Annotated in this window: 21 protein-coding genes; 8 read left to right on the top strand and 13 right to left on the bottom strand. The window is 65.4% G+C overall.

What is annotated here, in order from left to right; all coding sequences use genetic code 11:
- Positions 1-14: 14 nt before the first annotated feature.
- The 3 genes from QA649_RS22670 to QA649_RS22660 form a co-directional block, all read right to left on the bottom strand.
- Positions 15-1220, bottom strand: a complete 1206-nt coding sequence (locus tag QA649_RS22670; protein WP_283019147.1) for an MFS transporter — start codon at positions 1218-1220, stop codon at positions 15-17.
- Complete coding sequence (gene kdsA / locus QA649_RS22665; protein WP_283019146.1) at positions 1220-2068, bottom strand: 3-deoxy-8-phosphooctulonate synthase; 849 nt, start codon at positions 2066-2068, stop codon at positions 1220-1222. The genes QA649_RS22670 and kdsA overlap by 1 nt, the downstream gene beginning before the upstream one ends.
- A gap of 125 nt (positions 2069-2193) precedes the next feature.
- Positions 2194-2520, bottom strand: coding sequence for an NIPSNAP family protein (locus QA649_RS22660; protein WP_283019145.1), 327 nt, complete (start codon positions 2518-2520; stop codon positions 2194-2196).
- Positions 2521-2707: 187 nt separating this feature from the next.
- On the opposite strand from QA649_RS22660, the gene QA649_RS22655 reads away from it, so the two are divergent.
- The 3 genes from QA649_RS22655 to QA649_RS22645 all read left to right on the top strand — a co-directional run bounded on the left by QA649_RS22655 (position 2708) and on the right by QA649_RS22645 (position 5530).
- Positions 2708-3382, top strand: coding sequence for a response regulator transcription factor (locus tag QA649_RS22655; RefSeq protein ID WP_283019144.1), 675 nt, complete (start codon positions 2708-2710; stop codon positions 3380-3382).
- Positions 3379-4755, top strand: a complete 1377-nt coding sequence (locus QA649_RS22650) for a HAMP domain-containing sensor histidine kinase (protein ID WP_283019143.1) — start codon at positions 3379-3381, stop codon at positions 4753-4755. The genes QA649_RS22655 and QA649_RS22650 overlap by 4 nt, the downstream gene beginning before the upstream one ends.
- Before the next feature lie 112 nt (positions 4756-4867).
- Positions 4868-5530 carry an rRNA adenine N-6-methyltransferase family protein gene (locus tag QA649_RS22645; protein WP_283019142.1) on the top strand — a complete coding sequence of 221 codons (663 nt, stop codon included), beginning with the start codon at positions 4868-4870 and terminating at the stop codon, positions 5528-5530.
- Between the two features lie 4 nt (positions 5531-5534).
- On the opposite strand, the gene QA649_RS22640 is transcribed toward QA649_RS22645, so the two are convergent.
- The 3 genes from QA649_RS22640 to tpiA form a co-directional block, all read right to left on the bottom strand.
- A complete protein-coding gene (locus QA649_RS22640) occupies positions 5535-7166 on the bottom strand; it encodes a CTP synthase (RefSeq protein ID WP_283019141.1) in 1632 nt (543 codons plus the stop codon).
- Between the two features lie 166 nt (positions 7167-7332).
- A complete protein-coding gene (gene secG, locus QA649_RS22635) occupies positions 7333-7719 on the bottom strand; it encodes a preprotein translocase subunit SecG (RefSeq protein WP_283019140.1) in 387 nt (128 codons plus the stop codon).
- A 140-nt stretch (positions 7720-7859) separates the two neighbouring features.
- Positions 7860-8615: a triose-phosphate isomerase gene (gene tpiA / locus QA649_RS22630; protein ID WP_283019139.1), complete on the bottom strand. Its 756-nt coding sequence runs from the start codon at positions 8613-8615 to the stop codon at positions 7860-7862.
- Positions 8616-8872: 257 nt separating this feature from the next.
- Here tpiA and QA649_RS22625 point away from each other — a divergent pair, with 257 nt between their 5' ends.
- From QA649_RS22625 to moaC, 4 genes are read left to right on the top strand one after another with little or no spacing between them, the layout of a single operon-like run.
- Positions 8873-10771 (top strand): peptidylprolyl isomerase, encoded by a 1899-nt coding sequence (locus QA649_RS22625; protein WP_283019138.1) that lies wholly within the window; start codon positions 8873-8875, stop codon positions 10769-10771.
- A 14-nt stretch (positions 10772-10785) separates the two neighbouring features.
- Positions 10786-11799, top strand: a complete 1014-nt coding sequence (trpD, locus tag QA649_RS22620) for an anthranilate phosphoribosyltransferase (RefSeq protein ID WP_283019137.1) — start codon at positions 10786-10788, stop codon at positions 11797-11799.
- A gap of 7 nt (positions 11800-11806) precedes the next feature.
- A complete protein-coding gene (trpC, locus tag QA649_RS22615) occupies positions 11807-12628 on the top strand; it encodes an indole-3-glycerol phosphate synthase TrpC (RefSeq protein ID WP_283019136.1) in 822 nt (273 codons plus the stop codon).
- Between the two features lies 1 nt (position 12629).
- On the top strand, positions 12630-13148 hold the full coding sequence (gene moaC / locus QA649_RS22610; protein WP_018642268.1) for a cyclic pyranopterin monophosphate synthase MoaC: 519 nt from the start codon (positions 12630-12632) through the stop codon (positions 13146-13148).
- 4 nt (positions 13149-13152) lie between these two features.
- Here the strand turns inward: moaC and QA649_RS22605 are convergent, their stop codons facing one another.
- A complete protein-coding gene (locus tag QA649_RS22605) occupies positions 13153-13317 on the bottom strand; it encodes a Flp family type IVb pilin (protein WP_026311877.1) in 165 nt (54 codons plus the stop codon).
- Between the two features lie 301 nt (positions 13318-13618).
- Here QA649_RS22605 and QA649_RS22600 point away from each other — a divergent pair, with 301 nt between their 5' ends.
- Complete coding sequence (locus tag QA649_RS22600) at positions 13619-16339, top strand: EAL domain-containing protein (protein WP_283019135.1); 2721 nt, start codon at positions 13619-13621, stop codon at positions 16337-16339.
- Here the strand turns inward: QA649_RS22600 and QA649_RS22595 are convergent.
- From QA649_RS22595 to QA649_RS22570, 6 genes are all read right to left on the bottom strand, one after another.
- A complete protein-coding gene (locus QA649_RS22595) occupies positions 16336-16947 on the bottom strand; it encodes an RNA polymerase sigma factor (RefSeq protein WP_283019134.1) in 612 nt (203 codons plus the stop codon). The two genes, QA649_RS22600 and QA649_RS22595, sit on opposite strands and share 4 nt — an antisense overlap.
- Positions 16948-17272: 325 nt before the next feature.
- The gene (locus tag QA649_RS22590) at positions 17273-17674 is read right to left on the bottom strand and encodes a hypothetical protein (protein WP_283019133.1); all 402 of its coding nucleotides are present in this window, start codon (positions 17672-17674) and stop codon (positions 17273-17275) included.
- Positions 17675-17906: 232 nt separating this feature from the next.
- Positions 17907-18686: a cytochrome c3 family protein gene (locus QA649_RS22585; RefSeq protein WP_283019132.1), complete on the bottom strand. Its 780-nt coding sequence runs from the start codon at positions 18684-18686 to the stop codon at positions 17907-17909.
- The gene (locus QA649_RS22580) at positions 18683-19390 is read right to left on the bottom strand and encodes an iron reductase (protein ID WP_283019131.1); all 708 of its coding nucleotides are present in this window, start codon (positions 19388-19390) and stop codon (positions 18683-18685) included. Before QA649_RS22580 ends, QA649_RS22585 begins: the two co-directional genes overlap by 4 nt.
- A gap of 1 nt (position 19391) precedes the next feature.
- Complete coding sequence (locus QA649_RS22575) at positions 19392-21335, bottom strand: 2Fe-2S iron-sulfur cluster-binding protein (protein ID WP_283019130.1); 1944 nt, start codon at positions 21333-21335, stop codon at positions 19392-19394.
- 22 nt (positions 21336-21357) lie between these two features.
- Positions 21358-22059: a Spy/CpxP family protein refolding chaperone gene (locus tag QA649_RS22570; protein WP_283019129.1), complete on the bottom strand. Its 702-nt coding sequence runs from the start codon at positions 22057-22059 to the stop codon at positions 21358-21360.
- Between the last annotated feature and the right edge of the window lie 24 nt (positions 22060-22083).

The raw sequence follows: 22083 nt of genomic DNA, 5'->3' as shown, positions 1-22083 counted from the left end.
TCCGCGAATGGACATCAGCGCGCGTCGGAGGGTGCCCGCGGCTTGAGCAGCCGGGCGCAGACGAGGCCCAGCACCACCATGATCGCAGCGCTCGTGAGCAAGGTCGCAACCTTGCCGGCATGCTGGAGCCCGAAGCCGTAGGCGAGCGGGCCGACCGTCTGTCCCATGAAGAAGAAGAACGAATGCAGCGACAGCGCGGTCGCGCGCGCCTCCACCGACAGCTCGCTGGCGAAAACCTGGAGGCAGCCATGGGCGATGTAAAAGCCCCAGCCCATCACGACGAGGCTTAGCGCCTGCACCTCCCAGCGCGGGCCAAAGGCCACGGCGATGAGCTGTGAGGCCACCAGCGTCATGCCGGCGATCATCATTCCCTTCATGCCGAGCCAGGGCAGCAGGCGCGACACCGTCAGCGTGTAGAACAGGCCGCCGACCGCAAAGCCCGCGATGACGATGCCGGCGATCGACAGCGACGTCTGCCCGAGCTCGAACAGGAACGAGGCGATGTAGGGAAACAGGCCGAGCACGCAGCAGCCTTCGATGAAAACGGCCGAGTAGCACACATAGGCATTGGGATTGGTGAAGATGGTGCGATAGCCCGCCTTCAGCGCGGACAGGCTCGTCTTCGGCGGATGCTTGACCTTCGCGCCGCGAAAGCCGGCGGCGACCGCGATCGAGGCGACGATGACGAGCACGCCGAGAACCGCCAGCACGCCGCGCCAGCCGAGGAAATCGCCGATCAGGCCGGACGCCGAGGCGCCGAGCAGATTGCCGGTCATGGCCCCGGCGAGCGTGCGGCTGATCGCGACCTGGCGCTTCTCCGGCCCGACCAGATCGCTGGTCAGGCTCAACGCCACCGGAAACACGCCGCCGGAGCCGATGCCTGCAAGGATGCGCGTGGCAAACAGCACCGAGAACGAGGTCGAGAGCGCGCCCAGGATGTTGGCAAGGCCCAGCAGCGCGAGGCATGCGATCATCAGCCGCGTCTTGCCGAACAGATCGGCCGCGGCGCCGATCACCGGCTGGATGATCGAGAAGGTGAAGGCGAACACGGCGGCAAAGGCCGCCGCGGTCGCGATGCTGACGCCGAAATCCTCGGCGACGTGCGGCAGCACAGGATCGAGCGCGCGCGCCGAGAGCGCTGCTGCGAAGCTTGCTCCGGAAATGACATAGAGCGCTGCCGGCAAGCCGTGATCGTGCGGCCCCGCCTCGCCGTGCTGCATCAGCGCGGGTTCTTTGCCAGCGCGTCGAACGCCATCAGCCTGGCGATCAGCCCCTCGAACTCGCGCAGCGGTACCATGTTGGGCCCGTCGGAGGGCGCACGATCGGGATCGGGATGGGTCTCGATGAAGACGCCGGCAACGCCGACCGCGACAGCCGCGCGCGCCAGCACCGGCACGAATTCGCGCTCGCCGCCGGAGGACGTACCCTTCCCGCCCGGTTGCTGCACCGAGTGGGTGGCGTCGAAGATCACGGGCGCGCCGGTGCTGCGCGCCAGGATCGGCAGCGCACGCATGTCGGAGACCAGCGTGTTGTAGCCGAAGGAGGCACCGCGCTCGGTGACGAGCACGTTGGGATTATTGGCGCTGGTGATCTTGGTCACGACGTTGGCCATGTCCCAGGGCGCCAGGAACTGCCCCTTCTTGACGTTGACGACCTTGCCGGTCGCAGCCGCCGCCAGCAGCAGATCGGTCTGCCGGCACAGGAAGGCCGGGATCTGCAGGATGTCCACGGCCTGTGCCACCTCGGCGCATTGCGTGGCTTCGTGCACATCGGTCAGGACAGGCAGGCCGAGCGACGACCGGATTTCGGCGAAGATCGGCAGCGACTGCGCCAAGCCCAGCCCGCGCGCCGCCGACGCGCTGGTACGGTTGGCCTTGTCGAACGAGGTCTTGTAGACGAGGCCGATGTTCAACCGCGCAGCGATCTCCTTCAGCGCGGAGGCCACCTCCAGCGCATGCTGGCGGCTTTCGAGCTGGCAGGGTCCAGCAATGATCGCAATCGGCAGATCATTGCCGAATTTGACCCTGCCAATGGTGACGACCGGCGCAGCTGAATTCGAAGAGCTCAAGGCAAATCCCTCGTTTCGGCGCGACCATAGCCCCCATGAGGGTCGGATCAACCCCATTCGGCCCGGGCTATCAGAATATCAGGGTTGCGCCGGGGCTCCCGGCGCCGCCCCTGCGTTGCAGGTTCCTACTTCACCGCCGAGAAGGCAGTCGGCGTCAGGAGCTGGCTGACGATATTGCCGACGATCTGGCCATCCGCTTCGCTCTCGGCGCGCGCTTTCATCCAGTCCGGATCGGTCATGAACTTGCCCCACTTCGTCTCGCGCTCGGCAAGCGAATCCCAGGCCAGAAAATAGGTCAGCTCCTGGTTGGATTCGCCGATCAGCGTGGTGAAGAACCCGGCCTGCTTGATGCCGTGCTTCTCCCACAACTTCAGCGTCGCCGTCTCGAACCGCTTCAAAAGCGCCGGCAGGCGGCCGGGCACGCAACGATAGACGCGCATTTCGTAGATCATTCATGTCCTCCCTGAACAGGTCCGGCGGTTATAGCGGCTCGCCCCGACGGTGTCTTGAGCCCGGCCCGACCGGCCCTGCGGCGTTCTGCGCATGGCTTGAGCTTCAGACGCTGCGCCAGACTCCCGCAATGCTGCCGCAATGATCGGGCCGCTACAAAGGCTCGGTTGCGGATCAGGTGCCTGTCACATGCGGATTTTGCTGGTCGAGGATGAAGCGGAAATGGCCGGCGCGCTGGCCTCGGCGCTGAAGCGCTACGACATGGTGGTGGACCATGCGCCGACACTCGCCGAGGCGGAGGAGGCCATTTCCGCCGACGTCCATGCCGCGGTCCTGCTCGACCGCCAGCTTCCTGACGGCGATGGCCTCACCTTGATCCCAAAGCTCCGCGCACGGGCCGACGGTGTGCCGATCATCGTCCTCACGGCGCGGGGCGAACTCGCCGACCGCATCGCCGGGCTCGACAGCGGCGCCGACGACTATCTGGCCAAACCGTTTGCGGTCGAGGAGCTGCTGGCGCGGCTGCGCGCCGTGCTGCGGCGGCCCGCGGGCCTCTCCCCCGAAATCATCCGTGCCGGCCGCCTCGCCTTCGACCTCAGCCATCGCGAAGCCAGCATCGGCGGCGAGCCGTTCGAGCTGCCCCGCCGCGAGCTGCTGGTGCTCGAGGCGTTGATCCGCCGCATGGGCCGGACCGTGCTGCGCTCGGCGCTCGAAGAGGCGGTCTACAATTTCGACGACGAGATCCAGTCCAACGCGCTGGATACGCATATCTCGCGGCTCCGGCGAAAGCTCGCGGACGCCAACGCTGGGATCGAGATCCACGGCATTCGCGGCGTCGGCTATCTCCTCAAGAAGATTCCATGAGCAAACACGACGATCACTATTGCCTGCGCTCGCGCTTGAGCTGGCGCCTGCTCTCGCTTCAGGCCGCGATCCTGATCGCGCTGGTTGCAGTCGTCCTGACCGGGCTGTGCGCCTCCGGCTTCGTGCTGGCCGAGCGCGACGAGGACCGCGTCATCGATGTCGTCCAGCGCGCGCTCACGCGCGAGGCGCAAGGTGGACTGGTCTTGCGCCCGACGGCCGAGCTGCAGCAGTTGCGCAGCGAGACGCCGGACCTCTGGTTCCTGGTCCGTGACAAGCAGGGACATTCGCTCAGCGAAGGCACCGTGCCGGCCGCATTCGCTGCGATCGGCGGTGGCCTTGACCAGATCAGCCAGGCGCGGCTCGGCTGGCAGATGTTCGAGGACGATCCGCGCAAGCCGGCGGCGCGGCTGAAGCGGGTCGACACCGATGCGGGCAACGTGCAGGTCATCACGGCGACGCAAGGACGCCTGACCGGCGCCAAGGCGCTGTTCACGACATCGCTTGCATTTCTCGGCATCGCCCTGCCCGGCCTGCTGCTGATGGGAACGGCGACGTTCATTGCGACGCCGATGATCGTGCAGCGCGCCTTCAGGGGGCTCGATAGCGCAGCGGACGAGGCGCGGCGCATCGACATCCATCAGCGCGGCGCGCGGCTCCCGGTGGAGCGCATTCCGCTGGAGGTCGTGCCGCTGGTGACCGCGATCAACGACGCGCTGGCGCGGCTCGATCAGGGCTATGCCCGCCACAAGCGCTTCGTTGCGGACGCCGCGCACGAGCTGCGCACGCCGATCGCGATCCTGAACACGCGGCTGGAGTCGCTTAGCCCCGGACCGGACAAGACCCGCCTGCTGGAGGATGCGGCGCGGCTGGCGACGCTCGCAGAGCAGTTGCTCGATATCCAGCGGCTCGACCGCTGCGGCCATCCGTTCACGCGCGTCAATCTCGTCGCCGTTGCACAAAGCGTCGCTGCCGACCTCGCGCCGCTGGCGATCGCGGCCGGCTACGAGCTGGCCCTCGATGCGCCGGCAACACCGATCGAGACGATTGGCGATGCGGCAGCGCTGGAGCGCGCGCTCACCAACCTCGTGCAGAATGCGATCCAGCACGGCCCGCGCCGCGGCACGATCGGGCTTCGCCTCAGCCAGCCTGCGAGCATCGAGGTCACCGATGAAGGCGCCGGCATTCCCGCCGATCATCGCGAGCAGATCTTCGAGCCGTTCTACCGGCTGACGCCACTCGATCGCGGTGCCGGCCTCGGCCTCAACATGGTGCGCGAGATCGTGCAGCTGCATGGCGGCCACGTCTCGGTGGCGGACGGCCCCGACGGCGGCGCCTGTTTCCGGATGACGCTGCCGGAAGTGCGGCAGAGCTGATTCAATTCGCATTCGCACTCCATAGCGCAATGCTCTCGCAATGCGCTCCCGTGACACTGCATCCGTCTCACCTCTGATCTCAGGAGGTGCAAACCAAGATGCCGGAGTGCGCATGCCCAACGATTTTCTTTCGTTTTTCATGTCCTGGATGTCGTCCCCGCGCCGGGTCGGCGCGATCGCACCATCGGGCGCGGCGCTCGCCGATCTCATCACGCGCGAGATCAGTGCAACGACGGGTCCGATTCTCGAGCTCGGTCCCGGCACCGGCGCGTTCACCTACAAGCTGCTCAAACGCGGCGTCCGTCCGCAGGACCTCACGCTGATCGAATACGGCTCCGATTTCATGAAGCTCCTGCAGATGCGCTTTCCCGGATCGCGCGTGCTCTGGATGGACGCGGCACGTCTTGTGAGCGAGCGCCTCTATGACGGCGCCCCCGTCGGCGCGGTCGTGAGCGGCCTGCCGCTGCTCAACATGTCGAGGCGCAAGGTGATCTCGATCCTCGGCGGCGCGTTCAGCTATGTCCGCCCGGGCGGCGCCTTCTACCAGTTCACCTATGGCATGAGCTGTCCGATCCCGCGGCCCGTGCTCGACCGGCTGGGCCTGCGCGCAAAGCTCGTGGATCGCGCCTTGCTGAACGTGCCGCCCGCCGCCGTCTACCGGCTGACGCGGCGGCCACAGATGAAGCTGATCACGGGATCGCTTGCGCCTGAACCGTCAACGCGGGTCGCGTTGGCGCCCATGCATCAAGCGCGCGACTATTCCGCCGCGCGCTGAATCATCAGACCAGCCGGCTCTGCACCATCGCCGCCTGAATGAACGAGGCGAACAGCGGATGCGGCTCGAAAGGCCGCGACTTCAGCTCGGGGTGGAACTGGACGCCGATGAACCAGGGATGGTCCTCGTACTCGACGATCTCGGGCAGCACGCCATCGGGCGACAACCCTGAGAATTTCAGGCCATGCTGCTCGAGGCGGTCCTTGTAGGCGGTGTTCACTTCGTAGCGGTGGCGGTGGCGCTCGGAGATCTCGGTCGCGCCGCCATAGACCTGCGAAACGCGGCTGCCGCGATTGAGCGCGGCGGGATAGGCGCCAAGCCGCATCGTGCCGCCGAGATCGCCGGCCTGCGAGCGCTTCTCGAGCTCGTTGCCACGCAGCCATTCCGTCATCAGGCCGACCAGGGGCTCCTTGGTCGGGCCGAACTCGGTGGAGTTGGCGTCCTCGATGCCGACGAGATTTCGCGCGGCCTCGATCACCGCCATCTGCATGCCGAAGCAGATGCCGAAATACGGCACGTCGCGCTCGCGCGCGAACTGCGCCGCCTTGATCTTGCCCTCCGCACCGCGCTGGCCGAATCCGCCCGGCACCAGGATGCCGTTGACGTGCTCGAGGAACGGCGCCGGATCTTCCTTCTCGAAGATCTCGCTCTCGATCCAGTCGAGATTGACCTTCACCTTGTTGGCGATGCCGCCATGCGAGAGCGCCTCGATCAGCGACTTGTACGCATCCTTCATGCCGGTGTACTTGCCGACGATGGCGATGGTGACGTTGCCTTCAGGGTTGCGCACGCGCTCGTTGATCTGCTGCCAGCTGCGCAGCTCGGGCGGAATCCGCGAGCCGATGCCGAAGGCGGCGAGCACTTCGTCGTCGAGGCCGGCGTTGTGGTAGGCCTCGGGGACGGCATAGATGTTGTCGACGTCGCGCGCTTCGATCACGGCGCTTTCGCGCACGTTGCAGAACAGACCGAGCTTGCGCCGCTCTTCCTTCGGGATCTCGCGATCGGTGCGGCAGAGCAGGATGTCCGGCTGGATGCCGATCGAGCGCAGTTCCTTCACGGAGTGCTGCGTCGGCTTGGTCTTCAATTCGCCGGCGCTCGGAATGTAGGGCAGCAGCGTGAGGTGGATATAGACGGCGTGATCGCGCGGCAGCTCGTTCTTGAGCTGGCGGATCGCCTCGAAGAACGGCAGGCCCTCGATATCGCCGACGGTGCCGCCGATCTCGACCAGCACGAAGTCGTAATCGTCATTGCCGTCGAGGACGAACTCCTTGATGGCGTTGGTGACGTGCGGAACCACCTGGATGGTCGCGCCGAGATAATCGCCGCGGCGCTCCTTGGTGATGATGTCCTGGTAGATGCGCCCCGTCGTGATGTTGTCGGCCTTGGTCGCCGGCCGGCCGGTGAAGCGCTCGTAGTGACCGAGATCGAGATCGGTCTCCGCGCCGTCATCGGTCACGAACACTTCGCCGTGCTGATACGGCGACATCGTCCCGGGATCGAGGTTGAGATAGGGGTCGAGCTTGCGGAGGCGGACCTTGTAGCCCCGGGCTTGCAGCAGGGCACCGAGTGCCGCTGAAGCCAGACCCTTGCCGAGCGAAGAAACCACGCCGCCGGTGATGAATATGTACCGCGCCATGGGACTTAACCTCTAATCCCTCGAATACGATTCGCCAAAGCGATTCGTATTCCGCCCCAAAGATTTTGCGGGCCTGTGGGTGAGCCAAAACGAAGAGTGGTGACAGTGCCTTGATGGGGATTGTTGATGCAGGAAGGTAGCCACCGCCCTGCATGGCCCCCCTGCTTTATTGCGAGCGCGGTACCTGCGGGCCGCTCGGGGCCGGCGCCTGCTGCTGCTCGTCGGCCTTCTTCAGCGTATCCAGGATGCCGCCCGAAGTCGGGGCCGTGATCGGCGCCCCGCCGGCCGGCTGGCCCTGCGACGCGGGCGTGCCGATGATCGACGACGGCGCGCGGCTGTAGCCCGCGTGCCAGGACAGGAACATGCTGGTGAGGAAGAAGCCCGCAGCCAGAACCGCGGTGGTCCGCGTCAGGAGGTTCGCGGTGCCGCGGCTCGACATGAAGCCCGCGCCGCCGCCCATGCCGAGGCCGCCGCCTTCAGACTTCTGAAGCAGGACGGCGCCGATCATGACGGCAACGATCATGAGGTGGATGACGATGACAACGGTCTGCATAGTGTCCTTCCGTCACAAGCGGGCGGCGCCTGACGGCGGCCGATCGCGCTTCGCGGGTTTTCCTGAAGTTGCGCGGTGTTACACGATCGGAGGGGGTATTGCCACCCCCCGATCAGCCCTGAACCAAAGCTTTGGGTTAGCTAGGGGCAGCCCTTGGCAATGGCAAGGAAATCGGCCGCTTTCAGGCTGGCGCCGCCGACCAGCGCGCCGTTGACGTTCTTCACGGCCATCAGCTCGGCCGCGTTCGAAGGCTTGACCGAGCCGCCGTAGAGGATCCGCATCTTCGCACCCTCAGCCTTGAACCGGGAGGTCAGGAACTCCCTGATAAACCCATGAATCTGCTCGACATCCTGAGCCGTGGGGGTCAGGCCCGTGCCGATCGCCCAGACCGGCTCATAGGCCACGACCAGATTGGCCGCGGTCGAGGCGTCCGGGAGCGAGCCTTGGAGCTGGCCGCGAAGGATGTCCAGGGTCTGGCCGGCGTCGCGCTGGACTTGCGTCTCGCCGATGCAGACGATCGCCGTCACCCCTGCTCGCCAGGCCGCTTCGGCCTTCTGCCTGACCAGGGCGTCGCCCTCGCCGTGATCGGCGCGGCGCTCGGAATGGCCGACGATGATGGCGGTCGCCCCTGCATCGGCCAGCATTTCGGCGGCGATATCGCCGGTATGAGCACCGGAGCTCTTCGGATGGCAATCCTGGGCTCCGACCGCGACCTTTTGGCCCCGCGCCTTATCGGCAAAGGCGGCGACCAGCGTCGCGGGCGGGCAGACCAGCAGGTCGGCCTTGGCGACCACATCTGCCGCGCCATTGAGCATGGCGTCGAATTCGGCAGCCTGGGCCTTCAGGCCGTTCATTTTCCAGTTGCCGGCAATCAGCGGTCGGATGGCGTCGGTCATGTCAATTTCCAGCGATATGAGGGTTTGTTCATGCGCTAGCAGAGGACCTGCCGCAGTTCCAGATTCTTGTTCTGACGCGTTTTCCTGACGGAAAACGCTTTGGGGCTTTTAACCGCAGCTTCTCGCCGTCGCAGGACCTGAGGTTGCGGGGGGAAAGCCGCCACTTTATGATGATCTATCAATTTGGTGACGCGCTTTTGCGGAATCTGCATTAAGACGCGCTCCCGTTCCCCTCCTGACCAAACAAGTTGGACCAAATGCTTCGAGGAATGCGCAAGGCCTCATCAAACTGGCTCGGCAAGACCATTATGGCCGTGGTGATGGGCGTGTTGATCGTCAGTTTCGGCATTTGGGGCATCGCCGACATCTTCAAGGGCTTTGGCCAGTCCACTGTGGCCAAGGTCGGCCGCACCGAGATCTCGCTGAACGAGTTCCGGCAGATCTATACCGACCGCCTGCAGCAGATCAGCCGCCAGTTCGGCCGTCCACTGACGCCCGACCAGGCGCGCGCCTTCGGCCTCGACCGTCAGGTGCTGCAGCAGACGATCGCCGAAGCCGCCCTCGACGAAGAGGCACGCCGCCTCGGGCTCGGCCAGTCCGACGAGCAGATCCGCCAGGTCATCATGAACGACCCCAACTTCAAGGGCGTCGGCGGCAACTTCGATGCGAACCGCTTCCAGGCCGTGATCCGCAATTTCGGCTACACCGAGCAGCGTTACGTCGCCGAGCAGCGCAAGGTGTCGCTGCGCCGGCAGATCACCGGCACGATCGGGGCCGGCCTCGAGCCGCCGAAGGCCATGATCGACGTGCTGACGCGCTTCCAGAACGAACAGCGCTCGATCGAATTCGTCAGACTCGACGCGGCCCAGGCAGGTACCATCGACGCGCCCTCGCCCGAGGCGCTGGCCGCCTATTTCGAGGACCACAAGGTCCAGTTCCGCGCCCCCGAATATCGCAAGATCGCCTTCGTCGTCATCTCGCCGGAAGAGATCGGCAAATGGTCCGAGGTCTCCGACGAGGACGCGAAGAAACTGTTCGAGCAGCGCAAGGACCGGCTCGGCACGCCGGAGAAGCGCCAGATCCAACAGCTTGTGTTCCCCAGCGTCGCCGAGGCGCAGGCCGCGCGCGAGCGCCTCGTCGGCGGAATGTCGTTCGAGGACCTCGGCAAGGAGCGCGGGCTCAGCGCCTCCGACGTCGATCTCGGGCTCGTGACCAAGTCCTCGCTCGACTCCGCGGTCGGGAATGCCGCCTTCGCGCTGCCCGCAGGTGAGATCAGCCAGCCGATCCAGGGCGCCCTCGGCACCTCCATCGTCAAGGTCGACAAGATCGAGCCGGGCAATGAGGCCGACTACGCGAAGCTTGCCGGCGACATCAAGCGCGAGATCGCGGCCGACCGCGCGCGCGTCAAGGTCGCCGACCTCCGCGACAAGATGGAAGACGAGCGCGGCGGCGGCTCCAGCGTGATCGACGCGGCGCAGAAGCTCGGCCTCACCGCCGTGACCATCGACGCCGTCGATCGCTCCGGCCGCGCCCCGAACGGCCAGCCGGTGGCCAACATTCCGCAGGGCCTCGACGTGGTGTCGCAGGCCTTCAACACCGATGTCGGCGTCGACAACGACGCGATCTCGTTCAAGGGCGGTTATGTCTGGTACGACGTGCTCGCCATCACGCCTTCGCGCGACCGTAGTCTCGACGAGGTCCGCGACCAGGTCGAGGCGCGCTGGCGCCAGGACCAGATCGCGACCAAGCTGAAGGTTAAGGCGACCGAAATGGTGCAGAAGCTCGAAGCGGGCAGCAAGCTCGCGGATGAGGCGGCCTCGATCGGCGCCAAGGTCGAGACCGCAACCGGCTTCAAGCGCGACGACTCGCCCGCCGGCGTGCCCGGCACCGTCGTGGCGGCCGCGTTCCGCACTGCCAAGGACGGCGTCGCACAGACGCCCGTGAGCGGCGGCAGCGAGGTGATCGTGTTCCGCGTCACCGACATCATCGACCCCGCGGTCGATGCCGCCTCCGAGGCGGTCAAGAAGCTGAAGGACAGCCTCGACCGTGCCCTGACCGAGGAGCAGGTCGCCTCCTACGTCAACAAGCTTGAAACCGACATCGGGACCACCATTAATCAGGCCGCCTTCGCGCAGGTGACCGGCGCGAACCAGTGAGTTGAAAGCACGCGATGGACGACCTGAAATCGATCATTGGAAAAGTGGCGACCGGCGCCAGCCTGTCGCGTGACGAAGCCGCATCCGCCTTCGACGCCATGATGTCAGGCGAGGCAACGCCCTCGCAGATGGGCGGTCTGTTGATGGCGCTGCGGGTGCGCGGCGAGACCGTGGACGAGATCACCGGCGCAGTCGCGGCGATGCGCTCCAAGATGCTGACCGTGACGGCACCGCCCGACGCGGTCGATATCGTCGGCACCGGCGGCGACGGCTCCGGCTCGGTCAACGTCTCGACCTGCGCCTCCTTCATCGTGGCGGGCGCCGGTGTGCCGGTGGCCAAGCATGGCAACCGCGCGCTGTCGTCGCGCTCGGGAGCTGCCGACGTGCTGGCCTCGCTCGGGGTGAAGATCGACCTCAAGCCGGAGCAGGTCGGGCGCTGCGTGCGCGAATGCGGCATCGGCTTCATGTTCGCCCCCGCCCACCATCCCGCGATGAAGAACGTCGGCCCGACCCGGGTTGAGCTCGCGACCCGTACGATCTTCAACCTGCTCGGCCCGCTGTCGAACCCTGCCGGCGTGAAGCGGCAGATGGTCGGCGTGTTTTCCAGGCAATGGGTGCAGCCGCTGGCGCAGGTGCTCAAGAATCTCGGCGCCGAATCCGCCTGGGTCGTGCACGGCTCCGATGGTCTCGACGAGATCACCCTCACCGGACCGACCTTCGTGTCCTCGCTTCAGAACGGCGAGATCCGCAATTTCGAGGTGACACCGGAGGAAGCTGGACTGACGCGCTGCGAGACTGGGGCGCTCAAGGGCGGCGACGCCGACGCCAATGCGATCGCGCTGCAAAGCGTGCTCAACGGCAAGCCGAGCCCCTACCGCGACGTGGCGCTGATGAACGCCGCCGCCGCACTGGTCGTGGCCGGACGTGCCAAGGACCTCAAGGAGGGCGTTGCGATCGGCACAAAGTCGCTCGACAGCGGCGCGGCGAACGCGCGGCTGAAACACCTGATCGCGGTCTCCAACGGCTGAGCCTGACATGTCGGATATCCTGACCAAGATCGAGGCGTACAAGCGCGAGGAGATCGCCGCCGCCAAGCGCGCGCAGCCGCTGTCGGCGGTGGAGGCCAAGGCCAAGGCGCAGCCCGCGCCGCGCGGCTTCGTGCGCGCGATCCGGGCCAAGCACGCCAACAGCGATTACGCGCTGATCGCCGAGGTCAAGAAGGCCTCGCCGTCGAAAGGATTGATCCGCGCCGATTTCGATCCGCCACTCCTCGCCAAGGCCTATGAGGCCGGCGGCGCTGCTTGTCTCTCGGTGCTGACCGACACGCCCTCGTTCCAGGGCCATCTCGACTTCATGGTGGCTGCGCGCGCGGCGACCTCGCTGCCGGTGCTGCGCAAGGATTTCATGTTCGACACCTACCAGGTGGTCGAGGCGCGCGCGCATGGCGCCGACTGCATCCTCATCATCATGGCCGCGCTCGACGACGCCACCGCAAAGGACCTCGAAGATGCCGCCATCGCTCATGGCATGGACGTGCTGATCGAGATCCACGACCGCGCCGAGCTCGACCGGGCGCTGAATCTTCGTTCGCCGATGATCGGCGTCAACAACCGCAATTTGCGCACCTTCGAGACCACGCTCGCGACCAGCGAAACGCTGGCGCCGCTGATCCCAAAGGACCGGCTGATGGTCGGCGAAAGCGGCATCTTCACCCCTGCCGATCTCGCCCGGCTCGAGCGGGTCGGCATGTCGACCTTCCTCGTCGGCGAGAGCCTGATGCGGCAGGCCGACGTCACCGCCGCCACGCGCACGTTGCTCGCGCGCGAGATCGGCGCACGCGCGACGGGCACGCGCTGACATGGCGCGCAAGGCCTCCACGACCAAGCCATCGAAGACCAAGGCCGGCCCTGCCCTCACCCATATCGGCGCCTCCGGCGAGGCGCGGATGGTGGACGTCTCGGCCAAGCCCGCGACCGAGCGGCTCGCGGTCGCTGAGGGCCGCGTCGTCATGACCAGGGCGACGCTCGACCTGATCGTGTCCGGCAACGCCAAGAAGGGCGACGTGCTCGGCACCGCGCGCATCGCCGGCATCATGGCGGCAAAGCGCACCTCGGAGCTGATCCCGCTCTGCCATCCGCTCGCGCTGTCCAAGGTCACCGTCGACATCGAGCCCGATGCCAAGCTGCCGGGCTGCCTCGTCCGCGCCAGCGTCAAGGTGACAGGTCCGACCGGCGTCGAGATGGAAGCACTCACGGCCGTGTCGGTCGCCTGCCTCACCATCTACGACATGATCAAGGCCGTCGAACGCGGCGTCCGCATCGAAGGCATTCATCTCGTCGAGAAGCTCGGCGGCAAGTCCGGCCATTACCGCGCCTGATCTTCTACTTCAGCGATGTGCTGATCGATCCAAACTTCAGCTTCAGCGTCGAGCCGAGATTGTTGACCACGGCGATGATCGCAAGCGCGATGCCGGCGGCGATCAGGCCGTATTCGATCGCCGTCGCACCGGATTCGTCGGCAATGAAGTTCTTCAAAACGGTTTTCACGATCATCTCCTCACTGTGTCGTTGGCAGGCATGTTCGCAAATCACGTGCCAATGGCGACTCGAGGATCGCCAACGCCTTAAATGGTTAAGCCTTGGTTGATCGCGGCATGGTCGGCAGGAACTGTCCGGCAGCGCAGGTGTCTTGCGGCAATTCCTGCACGGCTTGCTCCCGCTTTTCTGCGTGATGATTCATGTCGCATTAACCGCGCTTCCTAACTTCTGCTCCATACCGTTCCCGTAAACCAACGGATGTCTTGAGGATCAAGAATTGATCCTGGCGTGTGCGCGGCAGCGATCGAACATGATGACGAAATTCGGCAGTCGCCTTTACGACCAGGCCTTCGCGCGCAGCGGACCGATCCGCTGGCTGGTCGTGGGCGGCACACTGCTGATCGCCGCGATCGCCGTCGGCGCGACGCTGATGGCGCAGAACTTCCGCGAACGCGCACTGCGCAATTCCGGCCGCGAGCTGGAAAACACCGTCTTGATGCTGGCCCATCATTTCGATCAGCAATTGCAGGATTTCGCGGTCATCCAGAAGGATTTCGTCGACCACGTCCGCACGATCGGCATTTCCAACGCGGAAGACTATCGCAAACGCCTCTCGGGTCAGGACATCCACCGGATGCTGCGCTCGAAGATCGAGGCGCTTCCTTACATCGGCGGCGTCAACATCATCGATGCCGACGGCAACTTGATCAATTCATCGACGGCATGGCCCGCCCCCAAAGTGAACGTTGCCGATCGCGCCTATTTCCGTACCTTCAAATACGACCCTTATTCGCCTGATGTCCTGATCGAGCCGCTGCACAGCCGGATCTCCGGCGCCTGGACCATCCTGCTCGTGCGCAGGATCGTCGGCCCGAACGGTGAGTTCATGGGCGTGGTCGGACGCGGCATCGAGCCGGCCAATTTCGAGAAATTCTTCGAATCCGTGGTGCTCGGCGAAGGTGCGACGATCTCGATGTTGCATCGCGACGGCACGCTGCTCGCCCGCTATCCCCATTCCAACGAATTGATGGGGCGGAATTTCAAGACCGGCCCCTTCGCGCAGCAGCGGGTCTTCGGGCTCGATCACTTCGCCGGACGCTTCATGAGCCCGGTCGACGGCGAGGACCGCCTGATCGCTTCGCACGCCCTGCCCCACTACCCGATCCTGATGATGGCCACCACGACACGCGCGGCGGCCCTGACGGACTGGCGCGAGCAGATCGGCATCCTGATCTCGGTCGCCGCCTCTTCCGCGCTCGCCATCGCCGGCGTCCTGATCGCGATCGTGCGCAAGCTGCTGGAGCAGCACCGCCTCTCCAGGGAACGGCTGACGCTGGAGAAGCAACGTCTCGACCGCGCCGTCAACAACATGACCCAGGGCTTGCTGCTGTTCGACGCGGACCGGCGGCTCGTGGTGTGCAACCAGCGCTACATCGACATGTACGGCCTGTCGACCGCCGTGGTGAAGCCCGGCTGCAGCTTCCACGACATCATCGCCCATCGCAAGACGACCGGCTCCTTCACCGGCGACCTCGATCAGTATGTCGAACGCGTGCTGCGCGAAATTCACGTGCGCAATTCCATGGTGGTCGACACCGCCGACGGCCGCTCGATCCAGGTCCTCAACGAACCGCTCACCGACGGCGGCTGGGTGGCGACGCACGAGGACATCACCGAGCGCCGGCGCATCGAGGAGCGCATCATTCATCTGGCCCACTACGACGCGCTGACCGATCTGCCCAACCGCGCCATGTTCCACGAGCATCTGCGGCAGGAGCTGGCCGCCATCGTCGATGGCGAAGAGGTCGCGGTCCACTATATCGACATCGACGAGTTCAAGGGGGTCAACGACGCGCTCGGCCATCTCGTCGGCGACGAGCTGCTGAAATCGATGGCAGCGAGCCTCAGCCGCTGCGCCGGTCCGACGGATTTCGTGGCGCGGCTCGGCGGCGACGAGTTTGCCATCGTGCAGAGCGCGGTGACCTCGCCGGACCAGGTCAACGATCTCGTCGCCCGGATCTTCCAGGCCATCCGCACGCCCTTCGACTGCATGGGCCATCATCTCACCAGCGACGCCAGCATCGGCATCGCGCTGGCGCCGGGACACGGCACGGCGCTGGACCAGATCCTGAAGAACGCGGACCTTGCGATGTACGCCGCCAAATCCGCGGGACGCCGCACCTACCGCTTCTTCGAACCCGAGATGGACGCCAAGGTCCGCGAGCGGCGGCAGCTCGAGATCGACCTGCGCCACGCCATCGCGCGTGGCGGCCTCGAGGTCTATTACCAGCCTTGCCTCGGCCTGAAGGACGACCGCATCACCGGCTGCGAGGCGCTGGTGCGCTGGCGCCATCCCGAGCGCGGCATGGTTTCACCGGCCGAGTTCATCCCGATCGCCGAAGACACCGGCCTGATCAACGAGATCGGCGAATGGGTGCTGGCGACCGCCTGCCGGGATGCTGCCGGCTGGCCCGACGACATCCGCCTCGCCGTCAACGTCTCGCCGGTGCAATTCAAGAGCGGCACGCTGGCGCTGAAGATCATGGCGGCGCTCGCCGCTTCCAACCTGCCGGCAAGCCGGCTCGAGCTCGAGATCACCGAGGCGGTGCTTATCCGCGACGATGACACGGCGCTCGCGATCCTGCACCAGCTCCGCGCCATCGGCGTGCGCATCGCGCTCGACGATTTCGGCACCGGCTATTCCTCGCTGAGCTATCTGCACCGCTTCCCGTTCGACAAGATCAAGATCGACCGCTGCTTCGTCGAGGATATCGCCGGCCCCGACGGCTCCGCCAGCATCGTCCAGGCCGTCGTCAACCTGGCGGCCGCCCGTCGCATGACCACCACGGCCGAGGGTGTCGAGACCGAGGAGCAGCAGCGCCTGCTCCGCACGCTGGGCTGCTCCGAGATGCAAGGCTATCTGTTCAGCGCCGCCAAGCCGGCCGACAAGATGCTGGAGCTGTTCGCGCTGCATCGCAGCCGGCTCGCCCGGCGCGAAGGCAGCGAAGGCCGCCGGCGCGAGGCCGGTTAGGTTGGACCTCGATTATCGCCGCAGCGGCATTCCCAAAAACTTTCCTCGAGGCATACGACGCAGGTCTGCTCGAGGCGCTCCTTCAGGGCGTGCCGTGCGCGATGAAGCCGAACAGTCAGGTTGTTCACGGTCACCCCGAGGGCGGCCGCAACCAGCTCCCGCGGCTCACCGGCGAGATCCACCCTTCTGATGACCTCGGCATGTTCCGGCTTCAGAAGGGACAGATGGGTATGAAGACACTCGCAGACCGCGGCATTCGCCGCGGCGTCCTGCTCGGCCGCAAGACGATCGTTGAGCTCATTCGGGAACGGCATCTCCCTCGTCCTGCTCTTTGACGCCTGCCGGTGGAAGTCAGCGATCGTCGTGGCCAGGACCCTGCTGAGCCAGCCCCGAACGGAGTCGGCATCGCGGATATCGCCGGACCGCTCCAGTGCGCGCAACATGAATGCCTGGAGCACCTCCTCCGCTTCCGCCTTCCCGCCAAAGCGTCGCTGCAGATAACCGCGGAGGCGATCGTAACTGCCGATGAGGGCGGCACGAACGATTGCCTCCTGCGCTTCCAGGGAGCCGGCCGTCAGCACCGGCAGATTCTCGTTCGACGGTTTCATGACGCATCGTCCTTGCATGACATTTGGTAGAACGCTTCGTTGGAGCGGGAACGTGACGGCACGGCTGTCATCAGCCGGTACGGCAGTCGTCCGAGCAGGGTCGCGAGCGATCGCCGCGACAGCGGCGCTCGACCTCTCTTTCCGCAAACCGGCGTTCGTCCGCCCAGCACGCAGCGCGCGAGCAACACCGAGGCCGGCGCTGTCACTCCATCGCGTGTGAGGTCCTGGCGGGCATGGCCGCCATCCGCATGGCAAAGCGTCCCGCGCAGACGAATCGATCCGCGCTCGCTCCTGTAGCGACGCAGCCCGGTTTTCGGGAGCTATCTCAGACGATGGGAGGCCGGTAGTGGCGACGGAACGTGCCTTCGTCGCCGATCACGTCAGGCTGCGCCTCGCAGCGCGAGCGCGGCACGACATGATCCGCAATCGCGGGAGCTTGCGGCCACACGGCGCTGAAGCAAAGCACCGAGCCGCAGCAGGTCGCATGCCGGTCGCCGAGCCGGTCCTGGTCGTCGTCGCAATCCCCGGCCATCGCAACGTCATGCGAATGCGCTGCCGATCCGGCAGCGTCATCGTGCTCATGCACATCTCCGGGCTGAGCGAGCGGATGCTCGCACTGCATGGCGACGTCGAGGGAGATCGAGATCGCGAGGGACGGCGTCATCGACGCGAGCAGGTAGGCGATGGCGACAACCCATCCCCACCATCTTCGCCTCGGCTTTCGCAAGCCAATCATCCCTGCACCTGCTGTCCCGACCGGGAACATATAGCTCTGGTTGCAGGCACGGCCAACAGAAAACGACGCACGCGAGAACGGCGATGCGCGTCTTGCGCCATGCGGGCGTGAAGGGCTCGGCGCGTGCATCCGACATTGTGATGCGGCGCGGAAATGAGCTCCCGATTTTTTTCGTCGAAACCTGTAATATATTGCCGATATCTCCGTCGCCGAAACGAATCCGTCAATGATGCTTCATCCAACCGACGCCCTTGATGTCATTGAACGAGTCGGTCCTGTGGCACAGAAAGCATTGATCGACCGATGCGTGTTCCTGCCCTGCGATCATCCGGTCCATCATGATGAAGTGGCCCATATAGTGGCTCGGCGGTGCCTGATGGCATTGGGCGCAGTCCCGCGACGTTGGCGACGGATGCAGGAAACCCGCGATCTTCCAGGACGCGAGTCCATGGCAATCCGCGCAGCCCCGTCCAAACAATTCGCGGTGCGGCTCCCGGTTGCTGTGGCAGTTGGCACAGTCGAGCGCCGCCTTCTCCCGCTGCTCTGACTTTTGCAGGCCGAGAAACTCCCTCAGGTCTGCCGTCATTTGGTCGGGTGCAGTCCGATCGAACACCGTCTTGCCGGAGGCAGGCATCGCGACTTTCAGCAGCGACGCATGGTTCATCCTGATCGGCCGCAAGTCGCCAGAGTGCTCGCGGTGGCAACCGGAACATTGACCGCCCGCCATGGCATGAAACGCTGTCGATTGCTTGGCGAGATCCGCGGCGGCAGGCGCATGACAGGTGATACAGGCGGCCGCCTCGACCCCTTTGATCGGCGCATGGCAGCTCTCGCATTTGTCGGACAGAAATGCATGCTTTGCGGACAGCGGTCCGGGACTGACGAGCCTCGTCCAGCCCGGGACGCTCGTTGAGCCGCCCCGATACAGAGCAATCGATGCGACCGCTGCACTTGCGACCGCCAGTGTCGCGACCACGACATAGAGCGCGCCCCTGATCGTCACGCGAGCCACCGCAGCCCGAAATAGATCTCGGCCGCCACATGCACGGCGAGCAGCACATACATGACGATCGCGGCCAGGATATGCAGCCCGATCCACTGCGTGAAGATCGTCTTGACCGCCTCACTTGATCCGATCGCTGCTTCGAGATCGGAAATGCCATCGACGAGTTGCAGCAGCGGTACCTTCTGCAAGGCCAATCCACGCTTGGCGGACCCGTCTTGCCCCTCCCGATCGGCCGACGACATGGCCGCCGCGGTGTGCTCGTAGGCCGATCTCAACGTCGCCAGATGCGACTGCTGCTGGCGGAGTTCCAGCGCAGTTTGCGGCAGGTAATAGCGCCCGACAAATCCGGTGACGACGACGATCAGCATGCTGGTCACCAGGGCGATCCCCATCGGGCTCTGAAACTTGTGCCCGGTATGCAGGAGCGCGAAGAACGTGGCGGTGATTCCGGCATAGGCGTGAAATGCCAGCAGCGTCGACATCGACACGCACCGCGTGACCACGGCCTTCAGCCCCGCGCTGTATTTCGTCATGGGATAGACGAGAAGGAGGAGCATCAGCACGGCCGCACCGGCCCCGAGGGCAAAGCCGGCCAGGCTTCCTGCAAACCGGCTGTCGGAATGAAGCAGGAAAGCCGGCACCAGCAGTAACAGGGCCGCCAGAACGACGTCGGCGATCAGGCGCTCTCTTGCGTCCATCATGTCAGGCCTCGACGACCAGGTCTCCGACCGATCTCGCCTGGCAGGCCAGGATGAGACCGTTCGCCTTGTCGTCGTCTGTCAGAGCCTCCTGGACCTCCATCGTGACGTTGCCTTGCAGCAGATGCGTCTTGCAGACACCGCAGATTCCGGCCCGGCATGAATAGTCGATCGACACGCCCGCGCCCTCGGCCACCTCAAGAACGCTCTTGTCCGGAGGCAGCGCCGCCACCTTGCCCGATCTCGCGAAGCGGATCGTGGCCGTTGCCGGCCCGACCGCTGCGACCCCTTGATCGCCCGCTCCGCTTCCCGGAATTGGCGCTTCGGCGACGGCCTTACCGGGAGGCGGAACGGCGCCGCGGGCCGGTCCGAAGGCCTCCGTCTTGATCTGCTCGCCCGGCACACCGAGGCCGACCAGCGTCTTCCGGAGCGTCTCCATCATTCCGGGCGGACCGCACAGATGAACGCGCCTTTTCGCAATATCCGGCACGGCCTGCGTCAGGAACTCGGCCGTGATCTGTCCCTCGCTTCCCATCCAGGATGTGCCTGCGGCCCGCATCATCGTGGCCGCGACGTGCAGATTGGTCATCCTGCGCTGAAGATATTCCAGTTCGTCCCGGAAGATGAACTGCTCGGTCGTCTGCGCGCCATAGACGAGATAGATCTGGCCGGGCCAGGCGATGTCCGAGAGATACCGGATCGCCGCCATCAGCGGGGTGATGCCGACCCCGCCACCGATCAGGACGACACTGTCGGCTTCCGCGCCCGTGAACGTGAAGGCGCCGGAGGGGCCTGCAACCTCGACCAGGTCTCCCTCCTTCAGGTGGCCATGCATGTAGTCGGACAGAAGCCCGCCGTCTTCACGCTTGATCGTTGTCTCGACATAGGCGGTCTGGGCAGCGGACGAGGCGATCGTGTAGGAACGCCTGACGGTCTTTCCGTCGATCTCGATGGCGTAGGTCAGGAACTGCCCGGGCAGGAACGCGAACGGAATCGCGCCGCCGCCAGGTGCCTGCAGGCGGAAGGTCTTCACGTTCGGCGTCTCCTGATAGATCGCGCAGATCCTCAGTTTGCCCTTCCAGGAACGGCCCGGTTCGACCCGCGCGGCATCGCGACTTGCCTGTTGCGCGGGCCTCGCCGCGGCCTTGTCGTCCGTCGAGCCGACGGCCGTCGCGGTTGGCACCGGCGCGGCAGTCGCCGGAACGGCCGGCGCACGCGTCAGCCGGTCGACCAGCGCATTCGCCCGGCGCATGCGCGCGACATAGACGGCAAGCAGCGTGAGCGAGAACAGCACCAGCAGCGCCATGGTCGTGAGGTGAAACCAGGAGATTCCCTGCGTGCCGTCATCCGCATCCATCGTGCCTCGTTGAGGCAGCAGGTTCATCTGCGACTTGAACCACGCCTGTGCGATCTGCTGCGGCGGTTTGCCCTCGTGCAGCGAACGCAGCGCGACCACGCCGCTCTGGACGGCGTTCAGGGATTCGCGAAGCCGACGCGACGCCTGATCCGCCGCGACGATATCGCCTCCGGCGATGGCGTGCCGCAGATCCATTTCGGCACTCGCCAGGCGATCGGCCTCCGCACTGATCCGCTCGCGCGCCTGGACCTCCAGCTTGCTCCTCTGCTCCGCGGACAGCGCCGGCATGTCCATCAATGCCGGATAGAACTCCTTGCGCGGCCGACCCATCATGCCGTCCATGCTGCCCATCATTCCCGACGCGGTGCCACCGGACGGCACCGCATCGCCAGCGGAGCCGGACGCTGCGGGATGATGCGCCGCGTGGTCATCCTCAGCCTGCGCCAGCTCCCAACGTTGCGCGGACTGCCCTGTCGGATACGCGTCACCGAGGCCCATGTCCGATGCGAGCGTGGCATTGGCGGCAAGCTGGCTCGTCAGGATGACCAGCACGGCCAGACCGGATCGACGTCGACAGGGCAGACCTGACATGATCTCGCTCTCGCCTCGGCAATCAGAACGAGGCAATCAGGGGCAGCAGGATCGTGTCCGCGGTCTGCTTCTGGCTTTCGTTCAGCGACGCGTAGAGCCGCGTGAAGGCCACGCGAGCCGACTTGAGCGCCTCCAGACGTTCGGACAAATGCCGCTCGTAGTGCTCCAGACGGTCGGCGCTTCCCAGCCTGTCGTCCATTGCGAGCATCTTGCGCGCCTCCAGCAGGTGCTGCCGGCTCGAACGCAACGCATCTGCGACGCTGTTCCAGTCGGCGGCCTGCTTGTCGCTGACCTGCAGCTCGGCCTTCAGAAAGGCGATCCGCCCCTCGATCCGTTCCGTCGCGTCCATCGGGCCGCTCATCGCGCCGCTGCTGCCGGACGAACTCATCTGGCCGCGCATCATCTTTTCCATCATCTGCATCATCGGCATCATCGGCATCATCTGCATCATCTGCATGCCGGAATTGTCCTGGCCTTGCTGCGGCATCTTCATCTTGTCGTCGTTCATGCGGCCACCGCTCATGTTCTGCGGCTGCCCCGCTGGCTGGCCCATGTTCATCTTGTCGCTGGAATCCGACGGGCTCGGCATCTTCGACATCTTGTCGTCATCCATCATCGCGGTCCGGGTGAGACCGGCGGCGATTGCGGACGACAGCCCGACCGGCCCCAGGGCGAGGACGGCAAAGGCGGCTGCGCTCACGACGAATTTTCTCGAACGGTTCATGGTCATTCTCCAGGGTTTGATTCG

It is taken from the genome of Bradyrhizobium sp. CB1717, from assembly GCF_029714325.1.
Classification (GTDB): Bacteria; Pseudomonadota; Alphaproteobacteria; order Rhizobiales; family Xanthobacteraceae; genus Bradyrhizobium.
The sequence above is the reverse complement of the archived record's forward strand: the minus strand, read 5'-3'. Positions and strand labels throughout refer to the sequence as shown.